Here is a 21,342-nt window from a genome sequence, read left to right on the forward strand (position 1 = left end):
TGCCTGCTTTTAAGAAGAGGAGATATTATGTCAGAAGGTATCTGGCTTGAGGCCATAATAATACTGATATTGGTTTTTGCAAACGGCTTTTTTTCAGGTTCTGAGATAGCCATCATATCTGCGAGAAGAAGCAAGTTAGAGGAACTGTCAAAAAAGGGGATGCACTCTGCGGATATTGTAAACAGGCTAAAGAGCGACCCCGATAGGTTGCTGGCCACTGTTCAGATAGGTATTACCGTAATAGGCAGTCTCGCATCTGTTATCGGTGGCGTGGCGGCAATAGAGACATTAAAGCCGCTTTTATTATCCATACCGCTGTGGCCATTCCGGGAATTTGCAGAGCCTATCTCGGTTGGCATTGTGGTCATTGTCATATCATATGTAACCCTCATATTCGGAGAACTTATACCAAAATCACTGGCTTTGCGATATGCCGAAGAGCTGGCATGTGTATCTGCGGGACCGGTAGATTTTCTGTCCAGGATATCATATGGATTTGTAAAACTTCTGACCATGTCCACCAATCTTGTGTTGAAGGTTTTCGGGGCAAAGGGTCTGGAAAAAAGGGCATTTGTGTCAGAGGAAGAAATCAAATATTTTATAAAGGAAGGGAAGCAACAGGGTATATTTGAAGAGACAGAAGAGGCCCTTATTCATGGCGTATTTGAGTTTGCGGATATGACGGTTAAAGACATTATGATTCCCAAGCACAAGTTTAATGCCATAGAAGTTAATATGTCGTTGGAACAGGTGTTTAAATTTATAATTGAAAGCGGTTTTTCCAGATACCCTGTCTATCAGGGCGCCAAAGAAAATATTGTCGGCATACTTTACAACAAGGATGTATTGAAGGCTATGGAAGAGAGAAGGTCTCTGGCGCTGCGGGAATTGATACGGCCGCCATATTTTGTGCCTGACACCGCAATGATAAGCCGTTTATTAAGAGAGCTGCAAAGAAGAAGGGTTCATATGGCCGTTGTTGTAAATGAGCACGGCGAGGTTGACGGCCTTGTAACAATAGAGGATATCCTTGAAGAGATAGTAGGTGAAATAGAAGACGAGTACGATATAGAAAAGGGCGGGCTTGTTGAAAGGCTGAAGGACGGCGCAATGGTAATAGACGCATCCGCGCAATTAAGGGATTTGACAGATGTAGGGATCCCCTTTGAAAGCACAGAGGAGTTTAATACCCTGGCCGGTTTTATGTATTCCAAACTCCAGAAAATACCGCGCGGCGGCGAGTTTATTTTTTACAAGGGCTATAGATTTACTGTTGTAGATGTGGATGGAAGAAGGATTGTAAAGGTCAAGGCAGAGAAGGTACTGGAAGAGGCAAGAGAGCAACATGGCCATGGTCTTTAAAGATGCTGGCATGGGTGTAAAAAATGATTGACAATAGAATCTTTTTTGTGATAGAGAAACATCCAGCTTGTAATTTTATGAGGTCTTCCGCAACTGACGGAATTAAGGTGGTTACCACCGGGGAGCGGAAGTTTATAAGGATAGCCGACCGTCTGGGCAAGATTGCAGATTTTAAAAAATCTGTTTTTTAGCTCCAGGCGGTTTTTTTATTACAAAAACTTTAGGAGGATTATAAAATGGCAGAAAAGATTAAGGTTAAAAACCCTATTGTAGAGATTGACGGCGATGAGATGGCGCGGGTTATGTGGGCATGGATAAAAAAGCATCTGATTATGCCCTATCTGGATGTAAAACTTGAATATTATGATTTAGGGCTTCCCAAGCGGGAGGAGTGCAAAGACCAGATAACCATGGATGCTGCGAAAGCCATTGCCAAACACGGCGTAGGTGTAAAGTGCGCCACTATCACACCTGACAAGGCAAGGGTAGAGGAGTATAAACTCAGCAAACAATGGCCGAGCCCGAATGGCACCATTAGGGCGCATCTTGACGGGACTATCTTCCGCGAACCTATTATTTGTAAGAATATTAAACCTGCTGTGAATTCATGGAAAAAGCCTATAATCATTGGTCGTCATGCCTACGGTGACGAGTATAAGGCGGCTGAATTTACCGTTCCCGGGCCAGGCACAGTGGAATTGGTTTATAAACCTGCGGATGGTTTACAGTCCACGACATTAACCGTTCATGAGTTTAAAGGTCGTGGTGTAACACTTGGCATGCATAATACTGAAAAATCTGTCCGCTCCTTTGCGCAGGCAAGTATAACATATGCATTACAGCGTAAAACAGACCTCTGGTTTTCTGCTAAGCAGACCATTCTGAAACAATATGATTCCTTTTTTATGAATATCTTTCAGGAGGAGGTAAATAAAAGGAAGGGGGATTTTGAAAAGGCAGGCATCACTTACTGGTATACCCTTATTGACGATACAGTAGCGCAGATAATGAAACACCCTGGCGGAATCCTCTGGGCTACAAAAAACCGCGACGGTGATGTGATGAGTGATATGATTGCAAGTGGTTTCGGTTCTCTCGGGCTTATGACATCTGTTCTGGTCAGCCCTGACGGAAAGATGGAGACAGAGGCTGCACACGGCACAGTAACCCGGCACTTTCGTCTGCATCAGCAGGGGAAAAAGACCTCTACCAATCCAACGGCAAGTATCTTTGCATGGACAGGCGCCTTAAAGCGCCGTGGAGAACTGGACAACACCCCTGATGTGGTAAAATTTGCCGAGGCTCTGGAAGATGCAAATGTTAAGACAATTGAATCAGGAACTGTTACCGGCGACTTGGCAAGATTGATTCACGAAACCTCTAAACCGCCAGAGGATTCCTATGTAGATACCGAGCAGTTTATCAAAGCAATTGCCAAAAGATTGGAGTCAAGTTTATAAACTCATGGGGTATTAAGGAGCATTTATGCAATTAACCGGTTTATTGTGGGGCAGTAAATTATTAAGACGTGTTGAATTCCCTTGTGCGGATGTGCTTGGGCCTGAGGCCAGCGTTGACGAAATTAAAGACCTTATAAAGAAGAAGGGACAGGTCTTTATAAAGCCCATTTTTAAAGGCGGTGTGGGCAAGAAGGGGAAATCAGGCCTTATCGGCAGGGCAAGCGATATTGCAACAGCTTTAAAGGAAAAAGAGAGGCTATATTTTGCAGAGCATCCTGCTGGCGCAGGAAAGGCAGACGGCGTTACATTTGAGGGCGGTGTTCCAGCAAAGAATGAGGTATATTTTTCAATAGCAGAAAGCACTGTATTCAGGGCCCCCACAATGACAATCACGCATCACGGCGGCGTTGACATAGAGGAACTTACCAAGGATAAGATAAAGGAGATTCCCTTTGACCCGCTTACAGGGCTTAAATCATTTCATATAGCAAATGCCCTTGAAGAGCTTGGGGCGCCGAGCGAGATAATCAGCCCCCTTGTGCAGAATCTTCCGAAACTCTGGACGCTGTACAATAATTACGGGATGAATGTCATTGAGCTTAATCCCATAAGGATGTCGCCCGACAGCGCAGGCAGGCTTGTGCCGGTGGCGTGTGATTTTAAAGGTTCTTTTGATATAGACGACCCTGCATGGAAGCGTCTTGAACTGCCGCCGCATCTATTTGCGTCCGACTATTCAGAGTTTGAGCAGGAGATAAACCAGTTAAGAACATATCAGGGACAAAGCGATGTGTTTGTCATAAATCCCAAAGGGACAATAACAGCCCCGACATTTGGCGGCGGCGCAAACGCCCTTGTTACAGAGCTTCTTGGCGAGAGGGCGACAATATCCTCTGACTTCGGAGGCAATCCGCCTTATGCCAAGATGCTGGAGATTTCAAAGATTGTGTTTAAGTATTGGCTCGGCCAGTCCAATGTGCTTTTCATCATAGGCGGCAAGGCAAACAATACAGACATATACGAGACATTCAGGGCAATGGCAGATGCGCTCAGATTGTATTTCCAGACTTCGGGGCCAGCGCCGATATTCGTTGTTGTCGGCAGGGGCGGCCCGAATCTTATAAGGGGTATGGCCTATATGAAGGATACAGTAGAATCCCTCGGCCTGCCGTACAGGTTCTTTGGTTTTGACAGCGCCATGTCAGAGGTTGTCAACTACGCGCTTAAGGTTGACCATTGGATGGAAAAGGAAGGGAAAAAACAGTTAAAAGAAAAGATGGGAATATAAAAGACTGGGTCAAGTAGCAAGGGGACAACCCCCTTAAATCCCCCTTTGTTAAGGGGGACACAGGGGGTTGTGTCTCGCTTAGCGGGTTCAAGTTTGTAACTTGAACCCAAACAGTTCGTATAATGTAATAACAAATTTAATGGAGCAGGTTACAAACCTGCTCCCGCAAAGATGGGAATATAATTTAGGGAGATTTTAATATGCACAAGGCAGGAGTTAAGAAATTTCCATATTATGTGGGGGTTAATTCCCTTGCAGACATAGCAACAAAAGAGGACAGGGTGTGTGTCCTCAATATACTGGGAAACGAGAGCAGGTCTGTTACGCCGGTGAGCCATGAATATTCAGGCGGCAATGTTGTGTTCGGCACAGGCCCTGGAAGATCAGGCCAGGTTCTTGATACAAAGCTTGGACCCATTCCGGTCTATAACTCTGTAAAGGAAGCAAGGGCTGCGGGTCATAAATTTAACACGGCAGTCATCTATCTTCCGCCTTCCGGTGTTAAGGACGGTGTTGCCGAGGTAGTGAGGCAAAACCCTGATTTAAAAAAAGTAATAATCCTTACTGAAAAGGTATCTGTCCATGATGCAAGGGTTATAAGGGCAATCTGCCAGACAAACGGCGTTGATATATTTGGCGGCAACTGCCTCGGTGTAGCTGACGCTTGGAATAAGGTGAGAATCGGCGGAGCGCTTGGCGGCAACAAACCAGAGGAATCCATTGTAAAAGGCTCTATCGCTATATTTTCAAATTCAGGCAACTTCACCACAACCATTGCAACCTATCTTCTTACAAATGGGTGGGGGACAACGACATCCATTTCCAGCGGCAAGGATGTCTATATACATTTTGCGCCGAAGGAATTTTTCAATGCTATGGATAATGACAACAGGAGCAAAGGCGCTGTAATATATGTTGAGCCGGGCGGATACTATGAACATGGTCTTGAGATAAACAAGCCCACAGTTGCCTGTGTTGTGGGCCGCTGGAAGGCAAAGCTTACAAAGGCGTGCGGACATGCAGGAAGTCTTGCAGGCTCAGGCGATGATGCAATGGCAAAGGAAAGATGGTTCATGGATTATTTTGGGGTAAACGGGATATATACGCCGGAAAAGCCTGTATTCAGCAAAAAGGGGGCTGTTGTCATAAACATAGCCCATATACCGGAGGCGCTTACAAGGGTAATGGAGCTAAACGGCATAAAGCCGGATTTTGTGTCCATGGGAGACCTCTCATTAAAGTGCTGGTTCGGGAATAATCAGGGGCTTAAGCTTTCAAAGGAACTTGATGTCAGGATAGCTGAGGCAACCATTCCGTATAATGAGCAGATAGAGGCGATAAGCAGGCAGATAGGCGCGCACTATCCAAGACAGATAATGAAAGACGCAAGCGGCGCTTCAATGATGGATGCAAAGACACAGGTGACAAAGGTTTACAATATCCCTGTCCTTGATGCGTCCAGGAAATCTTTGGAAGAAAACCTCGTATTTTCTTTATTAAAGGAATATCCTGAGGGATACGCAAGAGACCTTGCAAACCTTGCATTTAATTCCTATGTGAATATGTGCGGCGATGCGGCGCTTATTGCCGCTGATGCCTCAAGGGATTCGGAAAATTCCCCAAATACAGCCATTGCCGCAGGCATATCCATAATCGGCAAAGGCAGGGTTAAGGTTTCTATGGACATATTATCTGCTTTGCTTGAATTGTTCCAGCATACAAAGATTGAGAATCCTGTGGCTAAGTTTGATTACAAGGAGATATTAAAAGGGCTGGGCAAGGAAAAGAAAGATACCATGACTGTAAAAAAGGATGATGTGCTTGCCAGCAAGATGCTTAAGAGAATAGAGAGGCTCGGCATTAACTCAATATTTATAAATTTTGTAAAGGACTCCGCAGCAGGAAAGCCGTCAAGCGATGCGCTTATGGCAGGCATGTGGGCGACTATCGGCTGGAACGCCCTTATGAGGAAGAAGGTTTCAAAAACAACATTCTTAAGCCTGCCGTGGTATTCAAGGGTGTTCTCGGCATTTGCTGCATGCAGTGTGCCTGCCCTTAAGCACAAGGAAGATAGCTTCTGCGGCATTGATATTGACGAGGTCATTGAAAAACTGACATTCACAGAGATTGCTTTCATTGCTATGATAGGAAGGAAACCCTCACAAAACGAGTTGTTTGAGTTCTCGATGCTGCTTGGCCTTATTATATCAAACGGCCCGGGCACCATATCTGCCCAGGGATGCAAGGGCGGGGTGAGCGCAGACGGCCCTGAGGACCCGTCAAGGGTGCAGATAAACAAGGCGTTTGTAGGTTTCCTGACACATACAGGTTTTGCGCATGGCGGGAACGGCTACGAGGCCATTTCATTCCTGATAAACCGCTTCAGGGACAAAGGGCTCAAAAGACCGGATGATAAGAAACACGGGCTAAATCTCAAGGCAATTGCAGATGAGTATGCGAAATGGTACGCAGGGTATAAGGCAAAGGAAAAGGCCATAGGTAACATAGAATATATGAAGGTGCCTTGCGTAAACCATCCTGTATTTAAGGGCAAGGCGGTAAATTATGATCCAAGGGAGCAGTTTGTAAGCAAGGTATTTGAGGAAAAGGGTATATACAATGTATTCCTTGATTTCTACCGCAGCCTTGTGCAATCTCTTTTTGATAACAAGGTAAGCGAGAATGTCTATTGCGTAAATGTTGATGCCGTGATTGCAGTAATCCTTTTAAAGATGCTTTGGGAGCCTTTCAGGGCAGGGAAGATTACGGAAAAGGAGATTGAATCCGCCGCATTTACCACATTTTTATTCGGCAGGATGATAGGCTCCGCAGCGGAGATAGACGACCACATAAACCGGGGCAGAAATATGGACACAAGGACGCCTGTAGGCAACTGCACATTTGTGGGATAGGGCCTCAAGGCTAAAGTCTTGTAGCCTGCCGATTTATCGGCGCTTTTAATACGCCCAATAAATTGGGCAACTACAAACCTTCAGGTTTGAACTTTAAAGGCTGTGGCTAACCGCTACGGCCTTTTTTATTTGACAAAAATTGGCAAGAAGTATAACTTAAGACAGGTAAAGAAGAAAGAAGGAGCCTTATGGCCGTAATAAAGAAGGTTAAAAAAATAGGCGAGATTCTGGTTGACGCTGGTCTCATTACAAACGCACAGCTTGAAGATGCCTTAAATGTAAGCAAAAGGACAGGCGCCAGGCTCGGCAGGACATTAGTCAATATAGGCGTTGTAACTGAGGAAGGCATTGCCCATGCGCTTGCCCATCAATTTAATATCCCGTATGTATCATTAAGCGGGGTAATTATAGAGCCTCAGATTATTAAACTTATACCAGAGGCCCTGGCCAGAAGATACAAGGTTATCCCGTTTACAAAAGAGGGAAATGCCATCAGGGTGGCAATGTTTGACCCCCTGGATGTATTCGCCACGGATGACCTTAAGAAGGTCAGCGGTTGTCAGATATTGCCTTCTGTGGCAACAGAACGTGATATTCAAAGGGCCATTGACCAGTATTACGGAGCGGCAGGCTCTATAGAAGAGATAGCGGGGCACATTGAAGGCGCAGAGATAGAACTTCTCAAGGGCGAGGAGGATATGCCGGAGAAGCTTGAAAGGATTGCCGGCAAGGCATCTGTTATCCAGCTTGTAAACCTTATAATATCTCAGGCCGTAGCAGAAAGGGCAAGCGATATACATATAGAGCCAAGCGGATTACGAACTGAGGCTGGAGGCCGGGATGAGGACATTTTAAGAGTGAGGATGAGGGTGGACGGTGTTCTGCATGAGATGAGCAATCTTCCTCTTAAACTGCATCCTGCTGTTTTGTCCAGGGTAAAGATACTTGGCGGATTGGATATTGCTGAAAAAAGGCTTCCCCAGGACGGAAGGTTTAATATCAAGGTCGGCAACAGCGATATTGATATACGTCTTTCTACGCTTCCCATCATATTTGGGGAAAAGGCTGTTATGCGGCTATTGGACAAAACCTCGCTTCTCTTAAAACTTGAGGAATTGACCCCTTTCCCTGACACATTAGAGATATTAAAAAAGATGGTTAAAAAGCCGTTTGGCATGATACTCCTTACAGGTCCTACAGGAAGCGGCAAGACAACAACCGCCTATACTATCCTCTCCATGATAAACTCCATAGACAAAAACATTGTGACTGTGGAGGATCCGGTGGAGTATAAACTGAAAATAATAAATCAGGTTCAGGTAAACACCAAGGTCGGCATAACTTTTGCAAATGCCCTGCGCCATATCCTGAGACAGGATCCTGATATTGTAATGATAGGAGAAATAAGGGACAGGGAAACCGCAGAGATTGCCATACATGCGGCGCTCACAGGGCATCTCGTCATATCAACCATACATACCAATAATGCGGTAGGGACAATAACCCGCCTCATTGATATGGGCATAGAGCCGTTCCTTATATCTTCTGCTATCACCTGTCTTGTCGGACAGAGGTTGATAAGGGGGATATGCCAAAAATGCAAGGTTTCTTATCAGCCTTCACCGAATATGCTTAAAGAACTGGGCATCCCTGCTGCAGAGAAGATTCCATCATTTTACAAAGGTCAGGGGTGCGCTGCATGCAAAGGGAGCGGGCTCAAAGGCCGTCTTGGAATTTTTGAGACTCTATTGATAAATGAAGACATCAGAAAATTGATATTAGAGAAAAGCGACGCCGGCAAAATATTAGAGGCATCAATAAAACACGGTTTCAAGACGCTGCGGCATGAGGGCATAAGGGCTGTTTTAAACGGATACACAACAATAGAAGAGGTTTTGCAGGCAACGCAGGAGATAGAATAGGGTCAAAGAGTCAAAGGGTCAAAGATTTAAAGAAGCGAGGTTTTACTCTGACTCTTTGACTCTCTGACTCTTTGGAGGACTATGCCATTCTTTTCATACAGGGCAAGAAACAGGACAGGGGTATTGGTTACAGGCAGGATGGAGGCTGCAACCAGGACTGCGGCTGAAACCAATATCGACAGGATGGGGCTTATACCCCTATCTGTCAAGCCTGCAAAAAAATCCATTGAACTCCCTGACATAAACCTTCTCTTTCAGACTATAACCCCGCAGGACACCATTCTCTTCAGCCGGCAGTTGGCTACATTATTCACTGCCGGCATTCCTTTAACAAGAGCGCTGTTCACTCTGGAAACCCAACTCAGCAATAAGAAATTAACAAATATCATAAAAACCGTCAGAGAGGATGTTGAAGGCGGGGCTACATTCGCGCAGGCCTTAAAAAAACATCCGCATATCTTTGATGAAACATATTACAGCATGGTAGAGGCCGGCGAGGCTGGCGGTATACTGGACAGTATCCTCGATAGATTGGCCGCCATGAAGGAAAGGATACAGGAGATAAATTCAAAGGTTAAGTCCGCAACGCTTTATCCCAAAATAGTTGTCGCGGCTATTTTGATAGCCGTAATTATACTTATGACATTTGTTGTTCCAAAGTTTGCAAGGCTATATTCAAATTTCAATGTGCCTCTGCCGCTTCCCACAAGGATTCTGATTGCAATGTCAAATTTCTTTTCATCATATTGGTATCTGGCAGCCATTGCCGCTATTCTCCCCATTGTAATCTTCAAATGGTATACAAAGACCGATGCAGGCCATTACAATTGGGATAAATGGAAGCTTAACATACCAATCTTCGGCCCTTTTTCACAGAAGGCTACCATGTCCAGATTTGCAAGGGTGTTTGGCTCGCTTTATAAAAGCGGGCTGCCAATACTCCAGTCCCTTGATATAGTGTCAAGGGTGACTGATAACAGGCTTATATCCAGGGCAGTAAAGGATATAGAGATAGACATAAGGTCTGGAAAGAGCTTGTCTGAGTTAATGGAGCAAAGCCGTCTTTTCCCCCCGATGGTTGTACAGATGGTTCGGGTTGGCGAGGAGACAGGCGCTCTTGATGAGATGCTGGAAAAGGTTGCCCAGTATTATGATCAGGAGGTTGATTATACTGTAAAAAACCTGACCACAAGCCTTGAGCCCATCCTCCTCACCGTTATATTCGGCATGGTTTTATTTCTGGCGCTTGCCATATTCCTTCCTATGTGGGACATAGTAAGTATTGTGAAGAGATGAAATGGAAAAATGGCTGTCAAAGAAAAATGTCAGGCTGAGTCTGTATTTTTTCATGCCTGTATTTTTTGCCTCTTTTGCAATAGGACTCGGTCTTACAATAATTGAGGCAATGGACAGGCTTCTGCCGGCAGGCACTATCCTGTCATCTCATAGGCAGGATATTGAATATCTGCGCTGGTATGTAAAGGTGGCAACCCTCGGAGGCGCTGCAATTGCTGTTATTACAGGTCTTTTAATTGCATTTGCCTTAAACAGGCCGCTTAAGAGGCTGGAGGATACATTAAAAAAGATTGCCGCGGGAAACATAGAGGAATTAAACTTAGACATCACAAATGAGTTTGTCTCTTTAAGCAAAACCTTTAATACCGCTATTTCAACCATAAAACAACGTCTCTTAACGGCAAAGGACAGCGCATCCGATGAAGCGGTTCATGGCTTGGAAAGATTAGAAAGATTGGCTGTGCTTGGCGGAATATCAGCCATAATCGCCCATGAAATAAAAAATCCGCTTGCATCCATAAAGGGGCTGACCCAGCTTATGGCTGAGAAGGCGGGCATGGACAGCGATGCAATAAAATACATATCTGTAATGCTTGAGGAAATAGACCGCCTGAACAAGGTGGCAGATAATCTTCTTTATCTTGCAAAACCTTCTAAAGAGGACTACAGATACTGCGATATAAGGCAGCTTTTAGACAAGGTTGCGGCTAAGGCGCTCCATGCAATAGATAAAAAAGTTGAAATATTAAAAGACTCTGATAAAGCGCCGGTAGAGATATGGATGGATAGCGATAGATTGGAAAGGGCGTTTTTAAATCTCATGATAAATGCCCTACAGTCAACCCTTGAAAATAAAGGGCAAGATTCAGGGGGAGCAGTTGCAATTACTGTTGCAAAATATGGAGATACGGTGTTTGTTAAGATAACCAACAAGGGTTCCTTTATCCCTGCACAAGGCAGGGAGCAAATATTTGAGCCTTTTTATACTACGAAAGGCAGGGGAACCGGGCTCGGCCTTGCTGTTGCAAAACATATTATATCATCCCACGGCGGAGATATAAGGGTTGAAAGCAATGAAGAAGAGACAACTTTCATTGTAGAGCTTCCGCTCACATCCCCATCCCTTGACGGGAGGGGGCAGGGGGAGGGTTTTCATCGTGCTTAACCCCAACATACTCATTGTAGACGATGAATCCAGCATGAGATTTTTTCTGGCCGAGGCTATGAAAAAGGAAGGCTATTCCTTTGCAACAGCCCCGTCAGGCGAAGAGGCGCTGGAGATATATAAAAAAGAGGCCTTCCCAATTGCTATACTTGATATAAAAATGCCGGGCATAAGCGGCATTGAAACATTTGAAAGGATGAAGCATATAAACCCCGATGTAATAGCCATACTCATTACAGCCCACGGTCTCAAGGATATTCCGATGGAACTCCTTAATAGGGGGATATACGACTACTTTACAAAGCCTTTTGATATAAAGGAGTTACGTGTTGTCATTAAAAGGGCTGTTGAGAGATGGAAATTAAAAATGGAGGTTAAGGAGCTTCATTCAAGCCTTGAAGAGAAATACAGCTTTGAAGGGATTATTGGAACGAGCCGTAAGATAAAAGAGGTTTTTAATCTTATGGAAAAAGTTAAGGATGTGGACATAAATGTTCTTATAACAGGCGAGAGCGGAACAGGAAAAGAATTGGTTGCAAAAACCCTTCATTATATGGGCGCAAGAAAGCATGGGCCTTTTGTAGAGGTAGGCTGTATTGCAATACCTGACACCTTGCTGGAGGCGGAGTTGTTCGGCTATGAAAAGGGGGCGTTCACAGGCGCGCACAGGCAAAAGGCAGGCAGGATAGAAATTGCTGACAGAGGAACGCTTTTCCTGGACGAGGTAGGCGACCTGTCTCCGTCTACCCAGACAAAGCTTTTAAGAATAACACAGGAAAAGACATTCACAAGGATTGGCGGGACAATGCAGATTACTGTGGATTTTCGCCTTATAGCAGCCACAAATAAGGATTTGGCAAAGGAGGTTAAAGACGGCAGATTCAGGGAAGACCTTTATTATCGTTTAAATGTAGTTTCCATTAACCTTCCGCCGCTGCGGGAGAGGAGAGAAGATATTCCACTGCTTGCAAGCCACTTTATAGATAAATACAACATATCGTTTAATAAGAATATAAAAGGTCTGTCTTCCGGGGCTATGGCGCTTTTTATGGATTATAACTGGTCCGGCAATATAAGAGAACTTGAGAATGTAATCCAGCGCGGCATGGTGCTGGCAGAAGGAGAGACCATAGCTGCTGATGTTGCGGTGAGGATGTTGAGTAAAGAAGCCGGGGTTGAAGATATGGAGATGTCCTTACGGTCAAAGACAGGACGCATAACAGAAGTGGCTGAAAAAGAGATGATAAAAGACGCCCTCGTCAAAACAAGGTGGAAAAAGGGAGAGACGGCAATAATTTTAAATATAAGCAGAAAGAGCCTTTATAATAAAATGAAAAAATATGGACTGCTGAAAGAGACCTGACATACCCCTAACCCCTGCTTTCTAACCCGAAAATTCCTTTCAGCCATCTGACAACGAGTCTCCACGGCATTGCCTCAATCCTGGATACTATCTCTGCATAAAAATCTTCATACCTTTCTTCCCCTCTTATAACATTATAATATTTTTCCATAAGCAATGGTTCGGATTCCAATATTTCATACCACAACACTGGATAAGCATAGACAATATTCCCCAGATTAGCAGCTGCCGATAGTTCCGGGTACAGTTCTGCTGCCATTACTTCCTCATACCGGCTTAAATCAATTTTATCATCCCTTATCTTTTCTGATACGACCTTTGCGGCAATCTGGGCGCTTCTTATAGCATAGTATATGCCCTCGCCTAAAAACGGGTCAACCAGATGGGCTGCATCGCCGACTGCTAAAACCCTTCCTTTTGCTATCTTCTGTTTTGTATCATGAAAAAATGGTATTGTCCATCCGTGCATGTCATTTATATTCAGGCCGGAAAGACTCTTTTCTCTTTTAACAAAATCGCCAAAATATTCTTTTACCCTACCTTTTACCTTATGAGAGAGGCCGGCAATACCTACTGAGAGATTCTTGCCTTTAGGAAAAATCCATCCGTATCCATGAGGTATACAGCCGAAATCTATAAAAAGCCTTCCTCTTAGTTCTGCCAGTCTTTCCTCTTCAAAAGGGACCTCAGCCTCAATGGCCACAGCGCACATCTTTGGGCTAAGCCCCAACACATCCCTGCTGACAATACTATTGGCTCCATCAGCGCCTATCAAAATCCTTGCCCTATATATTCCCCCGGAGGTTTTAACATTTACGTAATCGCCGCATTCTTCAATGCCTGTTACCCTTTCTCCTTCCCTGACAGCAGCGCCGGCCTCTTTTGCCTTTTCCTTTAAAAGGTTGTCAAATCTATCTCTGTTTACATTATAGCCGATTGGTCTCTGGGATATGACAGGGATGTGTCTTTTTGATCTGTAGGTAAAAATAACGCCGTAGGTGATATCCTCTGCAACGGATTTGAAGTCAAATGGCAGAACCTTCTCAACCTTTAATGACAGGCATCCACCGCATGGCTTGTACCTTGGAAATTTTTCTTTGTCAAAGGCGAGGACATTCAACCCATTCAGGGCAAGCTCATATGCGCAGGTTGCGCCGCCTGGACCAAGGCCGGCTACGATGACATCGTATAGCATCTTGAATTTAGTTTTGTGTTGGGTCTGTTTATTCCAATTCCTTTTCTAAATTAAATTCTATGAAATCAGCCCAGAAGCCGGTATGGATAACAGACTCTCTTTCCCATCTTAAAAGTTTGAGGTGGTTTTTTTCCATATCAAGGATCTTTCCGAGGACAGTCTTTTCATCAGGTTCGCGTGCGGCCTTAAGAAGTCCTGAATAAAAATCCACAGCTTTTTCTTCTGCCCCCATAGCAATTGTTACGGCATTTAATTCGGTTGGATTCTCTTTTAATCTTTTTGTAAGTTCATTCTCTTCCATAAATATAGGGGCGCTGCTTTTGCCAAAATCCAACGCAACAGCATCCTTATATGCAAGCCAGTTGCCGCCGATTTCTAATGACTTGCCTATCGCTGTTAATACGTTTATATGTTCAAGCTCTTCCTTGGCAAGATGGCGGAAGACAGTTTTGCCATGTTCATCCTTCAGGGTATTAGAGGCAGTAATATAGAAGTTATAGCCTTTAATTTCTGTGCGGACTGCTATTTTAAGATTCTCTACAGCCTTTTCCTTCATATGTCCTCCTTTTCTATGAAAGCTGCAAATTACCGGCAGCCGCAGCCTTAAGGCTATCGTCTTCCGGTATCGGTTCTGCCTGCCTTATCTATCTCCTTTTTCCGTTCGAGCGCCTCTCCCCTTATCTTCTCCTCACACGGATGGCATATGGTAGCCTCGGAAGGCTTGCCGCAGATACTACAGACATGTTTTTTCTCTTTCTCTTTTTTTTCTTCCATATTTTCTCACCTCTGTAATTAAGTTTTTATACAGACTGTATGCGTATCTACTTATGATGCTGTGTATAGCCTCATCTTTTTATTGCAGCAGATTGGCTGTAAATTTTCCCCGCCTTTAATTACCATAAGCTCGCTGCCACACACGGAACATACATACACATGGTTTATAGTCTTAAGCTGAACCATCTCTGTATTACAGCAGACCGGCAGCAGGCTGCCTCTGCCGCCCCTTATAACAGAGAGTTCAGCGCCGCATACAGGGCATCTGTAAACCCGGCCCAAGGATATTACCCCGAGATTATTACCTGATTTCATCTGTTTTCGCAACTAAAGCCATATCTCTGTTGCAGCACTTCGGCTCCATCACGCCGATGCCGCCCTTAGTAACCATAACCATAGCCCCGCATACAGCGCAGTGGTATGCTCTGCCTACATGTATTGTCCATTCATTTGTCCAATCATCAACAGACCATTCAGCGTCTGCAAGACCTGTCTCCTCTGCCATAATCCCTCCTGCCCTTACAGCGTATATTTCAAATCCTTGAAACTTAGGCATTTAAGCGCCGGATTTTCTACGCCTTTATGCTGGATGAGAACCTTGAAATCGTCCCCCATGCCTCCCGGAAGCGCCAGTTCCTTAATCCCTTGATTCCATTTCAATGTATCTATATCATTGATGCCGATTTCCGCTACTTCTTTCAATTCGTTCCACACCCCGATCCCCGTAAGGAAATAAAACTGTGTCGTGAATCCGGTAACCTCCAAACCGGCCTCTCTGCCTGCTAATGCGAGGCTTGTAAAATCAACCTTTGATGTTATATCCTGATAGCCGACCCTCTGATAAGGGTTATCGCTCATTGTGTGTCTGTAATAACATTGGATGCCCCCGCCCCTATCTGGATGAAAGAGTTCTTTTGCGGGAAGACCGTAGTCAATTGTAACAACAAATCCCTTATCAATCAATGCGCCAGCTTTTTTAATCCAGTTCATTGCCCTTAGATTTACCTCTGCGGTCTGCCCATGCAGAAGCCTTATCCCAAGCCTTTCAAGGTATGCGCTGATTGCAGGGTCTGACAGATCTCCGACTGTTTCTGTAAACCCGCTGTCCTCCACATAGACATAGATTTCCTTTAAACCGTCTGCCTCAATAACGCGATGGATAGGGAATGCGTCAATAAGCTCATTGGAGATAATACAGCCTGTGATACCTGGCTCTATCTCTTCAATGGCAGAATGGCATGAAAACTCTTCTCTCCGGTCTTTTTCTATCAGGTCTTTTATCAGGGCAGGATTTATATCAACAAGCTTAAACTCAACAGCGCTGTAAAATTCCTTGAACAACTCCTTGATTGTTCTGCTTATCTGAAATGAAAGCCCTCCACCTCCAGCGCCGGCCTCAACGATTGTAAACAGCATGGGAGAACCCATTATCTCCCACATCTCTTTAAGCTGTATTGCAATCAGCCTGCCGAATACAGGGCTTATGTCAACATTCGTAAGATAATCGCCTTCTTTTCCCCATCTTGCGCGGCCGGAGGTATAATATCCCTTGTCAGACCAGTAAAGGGCAGTATCCATAAATTCGGCAAAGGTTATCTTTTCTTTTTCCTGTATCCGTCTTTTTATTTCAGAAATGAGCTCAGGATGACCAGAGAAGTTATCAGACACTGTTTGCTCCAAATACAACAAAGAAGGAAAAATACCCAAACACATTTATTTTTTTGGTAAACTGGCAAGTTGTCTGCCAGACGAGGCAGCGGACAATTTTTGCGACAAGCCGTATGTTCACCGATACGGTGAGGAGCAAAAATTGTCCGATAACGAAGTATGGCAGACAACTTGCCAGTTTATCTCAGTCTTCCAGTATGCCGACCTTAACAACACCCTCAAATACCTCTTCTCCGTGGGGGGCATTGTCAATCTCAGAAGTTAAATCAACACTGGCCGAGTGGGATTCAAAATGATTGCCATCTATCCAGTATAGGTTATCAGTTACATCGTACACAATACCGTTATACGCTATATAGGCAGGCCTTCCCTCTTTGCCGTCAAACTTTTCTATATCTTTTCTGGAGAACTTTTTTTCCATTTCAGGCTAACCCTTTACTTTCGTATCCCCAGGGTTGTCTCCCATGTGTCGGCATGGTCTTCTTCGTCAGAGAGTATCTGTTCCAGCATAAGCCTTGTTGCCGGATCGCCCTCTTTTTCACACAGCTTGATATGTTCCTTATACCGCTTTATAGCGCCGTTTTCCGCGGCAAGGTCATCCTTTATCATCTTTTTAAGCTCTCCGCCCCTTATCACCTCAGTAGGCTTCTGCACCGGAACGCCTCCAAGATATACAATCTTCTCTGCCAGCATCTCAGCATGTTTCATTTCATCAATGGAGGTTTTCTTGAATATATCAATCACTGCCGGACTTTCAAGCCCCTCTGCCTCATAGTGATGCCCCATATACTGGACAATAGCGGCCAACTCAAATGCCCTGTCCAGATTTAACGCATCTATAATCTTTTTGCTCATGTTCAAATCCTCCTTTTATTTTTAATATCGGGTTTGGTTTTAACATACAACTCTTATTTTTGCAACTAAAAACGATAACCCGAAATCAGATTTAGGGTTTTGGGATAAATCCTATCCTTTCTTTTCCCTTTCCAATATGGGATAGGCTATATTTGCAATATACGAATTTATGCGCTTAAGATTTGTCAGGACATCCAGATGAATGGCGCTTGTATCTATAGATTCTTTTAAGCCGAGATGAAGGCGGTTTATATGCGCCTGCCTTAAATCCCTTTCTATCTCGCCAAGTCTTGTTTTATGCCTTAATAATTGATGGGCAAGCTCAACATCCCCGCTTGTAAACGCCGATACGCCGAGCTCAAAATTTTCCATAACCTTTTGATGAAATTCCAGGATCTCCTTTAATCCATCACGGGAAAAGGAGAGTTGATTTTTTATCTTTTTCTTTGCAAGCTCCATAAGATTTTTATCTATCACATCGCCGATATTTTCAAGATTGTTTGTAAATGTGATTATCTCCATCTCACGTCGCGCCTGCTCTTCAGTCAAACCCTCCTGAGACAGTTTTGTAAGGTAAAGCTTTATCTCCCTGTCAAGTATATCCACATCGTCGTCTCTTTCCTCTATTTTTTCCTGGAGCGCCGTATTATTGCTTTTAAAAACCTCTATGCTCTGCTTCAGCATATCCTGCACGATGTCCGCCATCCTGAGCGCCGGAAAACGATTGGGCATGACCCTTACCCACCAGCCGGACGAGTTGGCTTTAGCCCCTTTTTTCCTGAATGCAATTATCTCTGGGGGGGTCATTGATTCATTACCGGGACAGAATGGGCATACAGAATGGTTTTTTGTAATTACAGCCTGGGCTTCATGTTCATGCTGAAAATCCGAGGGCCTTCTGGCCCTTTCAGGGGACATTATAACCCATTCCCTTGTTATGAGGTCTTTTCTTAATTCAGACATCCGTCGCTTCGCTCCATTGAAAATTGCAAAGTGCAAAATGAAAATTGTAGATTGTATTTTTTAATTTTGCATTCTGCATTTTGCAATCTTCAATTTGCAATTTTAGCCCTTCTTTACCCACTCATCGATCTTGTTTCTTATATCTTCAGATAAATCCAGAAATTTTATACCCATGCCTGGCTCATGCTGAGACCTTGGGACAAATTCTCTGCGCCACATAACACAGCACTTGCATCTTGCCACAGTTTTGTCAGGGAGGGTAAACTCTATAAAAAACCCTTCTCCAATATTTTTGGGATTAACAGATGTAATGAACATCCCGCCCCTGCCTATAACCTTTGCGTAGCCGAAAAAACTTTTGCTGTCCGACTCCACCTTGACCTTGAGGACAAGGAGGGGGTTTCTTAAGTTTTTTCTCCTGTCGGGACGCAGAAGCACATAGTCCTGTTTGTCTTTTTTGTCACCATTTACCATAGTGAATAATACTCTCCAATGTCTTCCTGTTCTTCTCTTCTTTTACAAGAGGGACTTTTGGATAACCGATTGCTATTAGCGCAACTACCTCTATATGAGAAGGTATGTCGAGAATATCTTTAACCCTTAATGGGTCAATTGCCGCAATCCAGCAAGTTCCAAGCCCCTCTGCCGTTGCAACAGCTATCATCTCAGTTAGTGCAATGGTTACATCAACCCACGCATAGTTTTTGCCGTCCGCCTTTCTGACCCATGCCTTTGAGGGCTCTGCACATGCGGCAATAATAAGCGGCGCGGCTTTAAACCCTTCTTTTATGAACACATTATCTAATTTTTTTCTATCCGCTTTTTCAATTATTATAAAATGCCACGGCTGGCAATTGGCCGCGCTCTGCGCCCTTCTGAGCGCCTCAAGAAGACGCTCAAGCTTGTCTTTTTCTATTTCCCTGTCCGCAAATTCCCTGATGCTTTTTCTTCGCTCAAACAAATCATAAAAGGTTTTAAGCTTTTCATCCATGGGGTAAGCCTCCAACTCAAATCATCGCCTCAACAAACTCCCTTGCATCAAATTCCCTTAAATCTTCCACATCTTCCCCGACACCTATAAATCGGATAGGTATCTTTAATTCATTTGCAATAGCCACTATTATGCCGCCTTTGGCTGTTCCATCCAGTTTGGTAAGGGCTATGCCGGTAAGACCGACTGCCTCGTTGAATATCCGCGCCTGAGCCAAGGCATTCTGACCGGTGGACGCATCCAATACCAAAAGCGCCTCATGCGGGCCGCCGGGAATTTCTCTGGACAAGATCCTTTTAACCTTTTTCAACTCTTCCATTAAGTTTACCTTTGTGTGCAGCCTTCCTGCTGTGTCTAAAATCACAATATCTACCTTTCTTGCCAGACCGGCCCTTACAGCATCAAAGGCAACCGCAGCCGGATCGCCTCCCTGCTCCTGTTTGATAATATCGCAGCCTGCCCTTTTTGCCCATACCTCTAACTGTTCTATTGCCGCAGCCCTGAAGGTGTCGCCTGCCGCAAGAAGAACCTTTTTACCATCTGACGTAAACCTTGCCGCAAGCTTCCCGATTGTTGTTGTCTTTCCAACGCCATTTACGCCAAGGATCATGATTACGAATGGCTTTGCTGTAATTTCCAGAGGACGCTGGCAGTCTTTCAATATATTGAAAATAACCTCTCTTAAATAAACCTTAAGCCCGTCTGCATCATAACCCTTAAGCTTATTCCTCATATCATCCACAATAAATCCGGATGTCTTTACGCCGACATCAGCAGTTATAAGGGTTTCCTCCAGCATTTCCGCCAATTCCTTCCGTGAAGCTCCTGAAGAAAAAAGCCCGTCTATTTTGCTGGCAATACTGTTGTGGGTTTTTAAAAGGCCTGTTCTGAGACGTTCTAAAAGGTTTCTCATGTATGTTTAGATAACACAGAATGTAAGACAGTTGCAATATGATTAAAATCATATCAAATTCCTCAATATATGATAAATTTTTATAAAGGTTTTAAAAAAAGGAGCAACAATAATGAAAAAACTGGATACAAAGGAAATGATAGAGTTCACCCCTGACTCAAAGAATTCTTTTCTAATCTTTGACGCTGACGAGGCGCGGCTGGCGCTGTTTTGTTCAGAGCCGGGTCAGGGTGTTAAAAAATGCCGCAGCAGTTCAAGGGTTATTATGACAGTCATGGAGGGCGAGGGGATATTTCTGACCGATGGAGAAGAAATCGCCGGCGTACCCGGCTCCGTCATAATATGGGAACCAGGCGAATCCCACGGCTATGTTGCAAAGACAAGGCTTGTGTTTCTGGCTACCATTGCCCCAAGACCGTAGTAATTTAAAACAGGCCTTTTGACCTTTGCAGTAATAGAGGCTGTTGCAGCAGTTTTATAATCTATAATTGCTGGAAGGGTTTGACTCACACAGGAAAAGCTTGAAATTATCCTCTTTGTCGGATAGTATACTAAAACTATGCGAATAGCTATTATGGGCGGGACATTTAACCCGATTCACTTTGGGCACTTAAGGATTGCCGAAGAGGTCAGAGAGCCCTTTAATTTAGATAAGGTCATTTTTATCCCCACATTCATTCCGCCTCATAAAGACAACGGCTCTCTTATATCCCCGGAACACAGACTTGAGATGGTTCAGCTCGCAGTAAAGGGCAATCCATTTTTTGAGGCCTCTGATATTGAGATAAAAAGGAAAGAGCGGTCTTATTCTGTTGTAACATTAAGGGAGCTCCATGACAAATATACTGGAACAGACTTTAGTTTTATTGTCGGCACAGATTCATTTAATGAAATAACTACATGGTGTGAATATGAAGAACTCTTCAAGCTTACAAACTTCGTTGTCATACCGCGTCCCGGTTATCCTGTAAAAAAGATTGCGGAGGTTCTCCCTGTTGAACTGGCAAAAAAGTTTTGGTATGATGCTGAACATGATGTTTATGCGAATGCCTACGGGAGATTTGTTGCATATATGGAAACTACACTCTTTGGCATATCAGCATCAAGGATAAGAAAGATGATAAAAGAGGGGAATTCAACACGGTATATACTGCCAAAAGAGGTAGAGGATTATATAACAAAGAACGGATTATATCGCTAAAGGAGGGTTAAAAA

Annotated in this window: 22 protein-coding genes and 1 riboswitch; of the genes, 10 read left to right on the top strand and 12 right to left on the bottom strand. The window is 44.2% G+C overall.

The window, feature by feature from the left end; translation table 11 throughout:
- The first annotated feature begins 27 nt into the window (after positions 1–27).
- From Q8P28_00625 to Q8P28_00660, 8 genes are all read left to right on the top strand, one after another.
- Positions 28–1,362, top strand: a complete 1,335-nt coding sequence (locus Q8P28_00625; GenBank protein MDP2681300.1) for a hemolysin family protein — start codon at positions 28–30, stop codon at positions 1,360–1,362.
- A 79-nt stretch (positions 1,363–1,441) separates the two neighbouring features.
- Positions 1,442–1,527, top strand: a riboswitch (ZMP/ZTP riboswitch).
- Positions 1,528–1,598: 71 nt separating this feature from the next.
- A complete protein-coding gene (locus Q8P28_00630) occupies positions 1,599–2,822 on the top strand; it encodes an NADP-dependent isocitrate dehydrogenase (protein MDP2681301.1) in 1,224 nt (407 codons plus the stop codon).
- A 25-nt stretch (positions 2,823–2,847) separates the two neighbouring features.
- Complete coding sequence (locus tag Q8P28_00635; protein MDP2681302.1) at positions 2,848–4,110, top strand: ATP citrate lyase citrate-binding domain-containing protein; 1,263 nt, start codon at positions 2,848–2,850, stop codon at positions 4,108–4,110.
- 200 nt (positions 4,111–4,310) lie between these two features.
- The gene (locus Q8P28_00640; GenBank protein ID MDP2681303.1) at positions 4,311–7,022 is read left to right on the top strand and encodes a CoA-binding protein; all 2,712 of its coding nucleotides are present in this window, start codon (positions 4,311–4,313) and stop codon (positions 7,020–7,022) included.
- 188 nt (positions 7,023–7,210) lie between these two features.
- Positions 7,211–8,944: an ATPase, T2SS/T4P/T4SS family gene (locus tag Q8P28_00645; GenBank protein MDP2681304.1), complete on the top strand. Its 1,734-nt coding sequence runs from the start codon at positions 7,211–7,213 to the stop codon at positions 8,942–8,944.
- Between the two features lie 81 nt (positions 8,945–9,025).
- On the top strand, positions 9,026–10,240 hold the full coding sequence (locus tag Q8P28_00650; GenBank protein ID MDP2681305.1) for a type II secretion system F family protein: 1,215 nt from the start codon (positions 9,026–9,028) through the stop codon (positions 10,238–10,240).
- A gap of 1 nt (position 10,241) precedes the next feature.
- On the top strand, positions 10,242–11,405 hold the full coding sequence (locus Q8P28_00655; protein ID MDP2681306.1) for an ATP-binding protein: 1,164 nt from the start codon (positions 10,242–10,244) through the stop codon (positions 11,403–11,405).
- Positions 11,398–12,768: a sigma-54 dependent transcriptional regulator gene (locus tag Q8P28_00660; GenBank protein MDP2681307.1), complete on the top strand. Its 1,371-nt coding sequence runs from the start codon at positions 11,398–11,400 to the stop codon at positions 12,766–12,768. The genes Q8P28_00655 and Q8P28_00660 overlap by 8 nt, the downstream gene beginning before the upstream one ends.
- A gap of 7 nt (positions 12,769–12,775) precedes the next feature.
- On the opposite strand, the gene Q8P28_00665 is transcribed toward Q8P28_00660, so the two are convergent.
- The 12 genes from Q8P28_00665 to ftsY all read right to left on the bottom strand — a co-directional run bounded on the left by Q8P28_00665 (position 12,776) and on the right by ftsY (position 20,127).
- Positions 12,776–13,963, bottom strand: coding sequence for a geranylgeranyl reductase family protein (locus Q8P28_00665; GenBank protein MDP2681308.1), 1,188 nt, complete (start codon positions 13,961–13,963; stop codon positions 12,776–12,778).
- A 28-nt stretch (positions 13,964–13,991) separates the two neighbouring features.
- Positions 13,992–14,519, bottom strand: coding sequence for a ferritin family protein (locus Q8P28_00670; protein ID MDP2681309.1), 528 nt, complete (start codon positions 14,517–14,519; stop codon positions 13,992–13,994).
- A 53-nt stretch (positions 14,520–14,572) separates the two neighbouring features.
- Positions 14,573–14,737, bottom strand: a complete 165-nt coding sequence (locus tag Q8P28_00675; GenBank protein ID MDP2681310.1) for a hypothetical protein — start codon at positions 14,735–14,737, stop codon at positions 14,573–14,575.
- 51 nt (positions 14,738–14,788) lie between these two features.
- Positions 14,789–15,052 carry a hypothetical protein gene (locus Q8P28_00680; protein ID MDP2681311.1) on the bottom strand — a complete coding sequence of 88 codons (264 nt, stop codon included), beginning with the start codon at positions 15,050–15,052 and terminating at the stop codon, positions 14,789–14,791.
- Positions 15,039–15,242, bottom strand: a complete 204-nt coding sequence (locus Q8P28_00685; protein ID MDP2681312.1) for a hypothetical protein — start codon at positions 15,240–15,242, stop codon at positions 15,039–15,041. The genes Q8P28_00680 and Q8P28_00685 overlap by 14 nt, the downstream gene beginning before the upstream one ends.
- Positions 15,243–15,256: 14 nt before the next feature.
- Positions 15,257–16,405, bottom strand: a complete 1,149-nt coding sequence (locus Q8P28_00690) for an SAM-dependent methyltransferase (GenBank protein ID MDP2681313.1) — start codon at positions 16,403–16,405, stop codon at positions 15,257–15,259.
- Between the two features lie 184 nt (positions 16,406–16,589).
- Positions 16,590–16,826, bottom strand: a complete 237-nt coding sequence (locus tag Q8P28_00695; GenBank protein MDP2681314.1) for a cytochrome b5 domain-containing protein — start codon at positions 16,824–16,826, stop codon at positions 16,590–16,592.
- 14 nt (positions 16,827–16,840) lie between these two features.
- Positions 16,841–17,260: a ferritin-like domain-containing protein gene (locus tag Q8P28_00700; GenBank protein ID MDP2681315.1), complete on the bottom strand. Its 420-nt coding sequence runs from the start codon at positions 17,258–17,260 to the stop codon at positions 16,841–16,843.
- Positions 17,261–17,371: 111 nt separating this feature from the next.
- Positions 17,372–18,223 (bottom strand): PhoU domain-containing protein, encoded by an 852-nt coding sequence (locus Q8P28_00705; protein MDP2681316.1) that lies wholly within the window; start codon positions 18,221–18,223, stop codon positions 17,372–17,374.
- Between the two features lie 102 nt (positions 18,224–18,325).
- Complete coding sequence (locus Q8P28_00710; GenBank protein ID MDP2681317.1) at positions 18,326–18,697, bottom strand: PilZ domain-containing protein; 372 nt, start codon at positions 18,695–18,697, stop codon at positions 18,326–18,328.
- Positions 18,684–19,214: a nitroreductase family protein gene (locus Q8P28_00715; protein MDP2681318.1), complete on the bottom strand. Its 531-nt coding sequence runs from the start codon at positions 19,212–19,214 to the stop codon at positions 18,684–18,686. Before Q8P28_00715 ends, Q8P28_00710 begins: the two co-directional genes overlap by 14 nt.
- A gap of 16 nt (positions 19,215–19,230) precedes the next feature.
- Positions 19,231–20,127, bottom strand: a complete 897-nt coding sequence (ftsY, locus tag Q8P28_00720) for a signal recognition particle-docking protein FtsY (protein ID MDP2681319.1) — start codon at positions 20,125–20,127, stop codon at positions 19,231–19,233.
- 112 nt (positions 20,128–20,239) lie between these two features.
- Between ftsY and Q8P28_00725 the strand changes: the two genes are divergently transcribed.
- Both Q8P28_00725 and nadD read left to right on the top strand, forming a co-directional pair.
- Positions 20,240–20,548, top strand: a complete 309-nt coding sequence (locus tag Q8P28_00725) for an AraC family ligand binding domain-containing protein (GenBank protein ID MDP2681320.1) — start codon at positions 20,240–20,242, stop codon at positions 20,546–20,548.
- Positions 20,549–20,686: 138 nt separating this feature from the next.
- Positions 20,687–21,328 carry a nicotinate-nucleotide adenylyltransferase gene (gene nadD, locus Q8P28_00730; GenBank protein ID MDP2681321.1) on the top strand — a complete coding sequence of 214 codons (642 nt, stop codon included), beginning with the start codon at positions 20,687–20,689 and terminating at the stop codon, positions 21,326–21,328.
- Positions 21,329–21,342: the final 14 nt, after the last annotated feature.

This window comes from Deltaproteobacteria bacterium (assembly GCA_030690165.1).
Taxonomy (GTDB): domain Bacteria; phylum Desulfobacterota; class GWC2-55-46; order UBA9637; family UBA9637; genus JACRNJ01.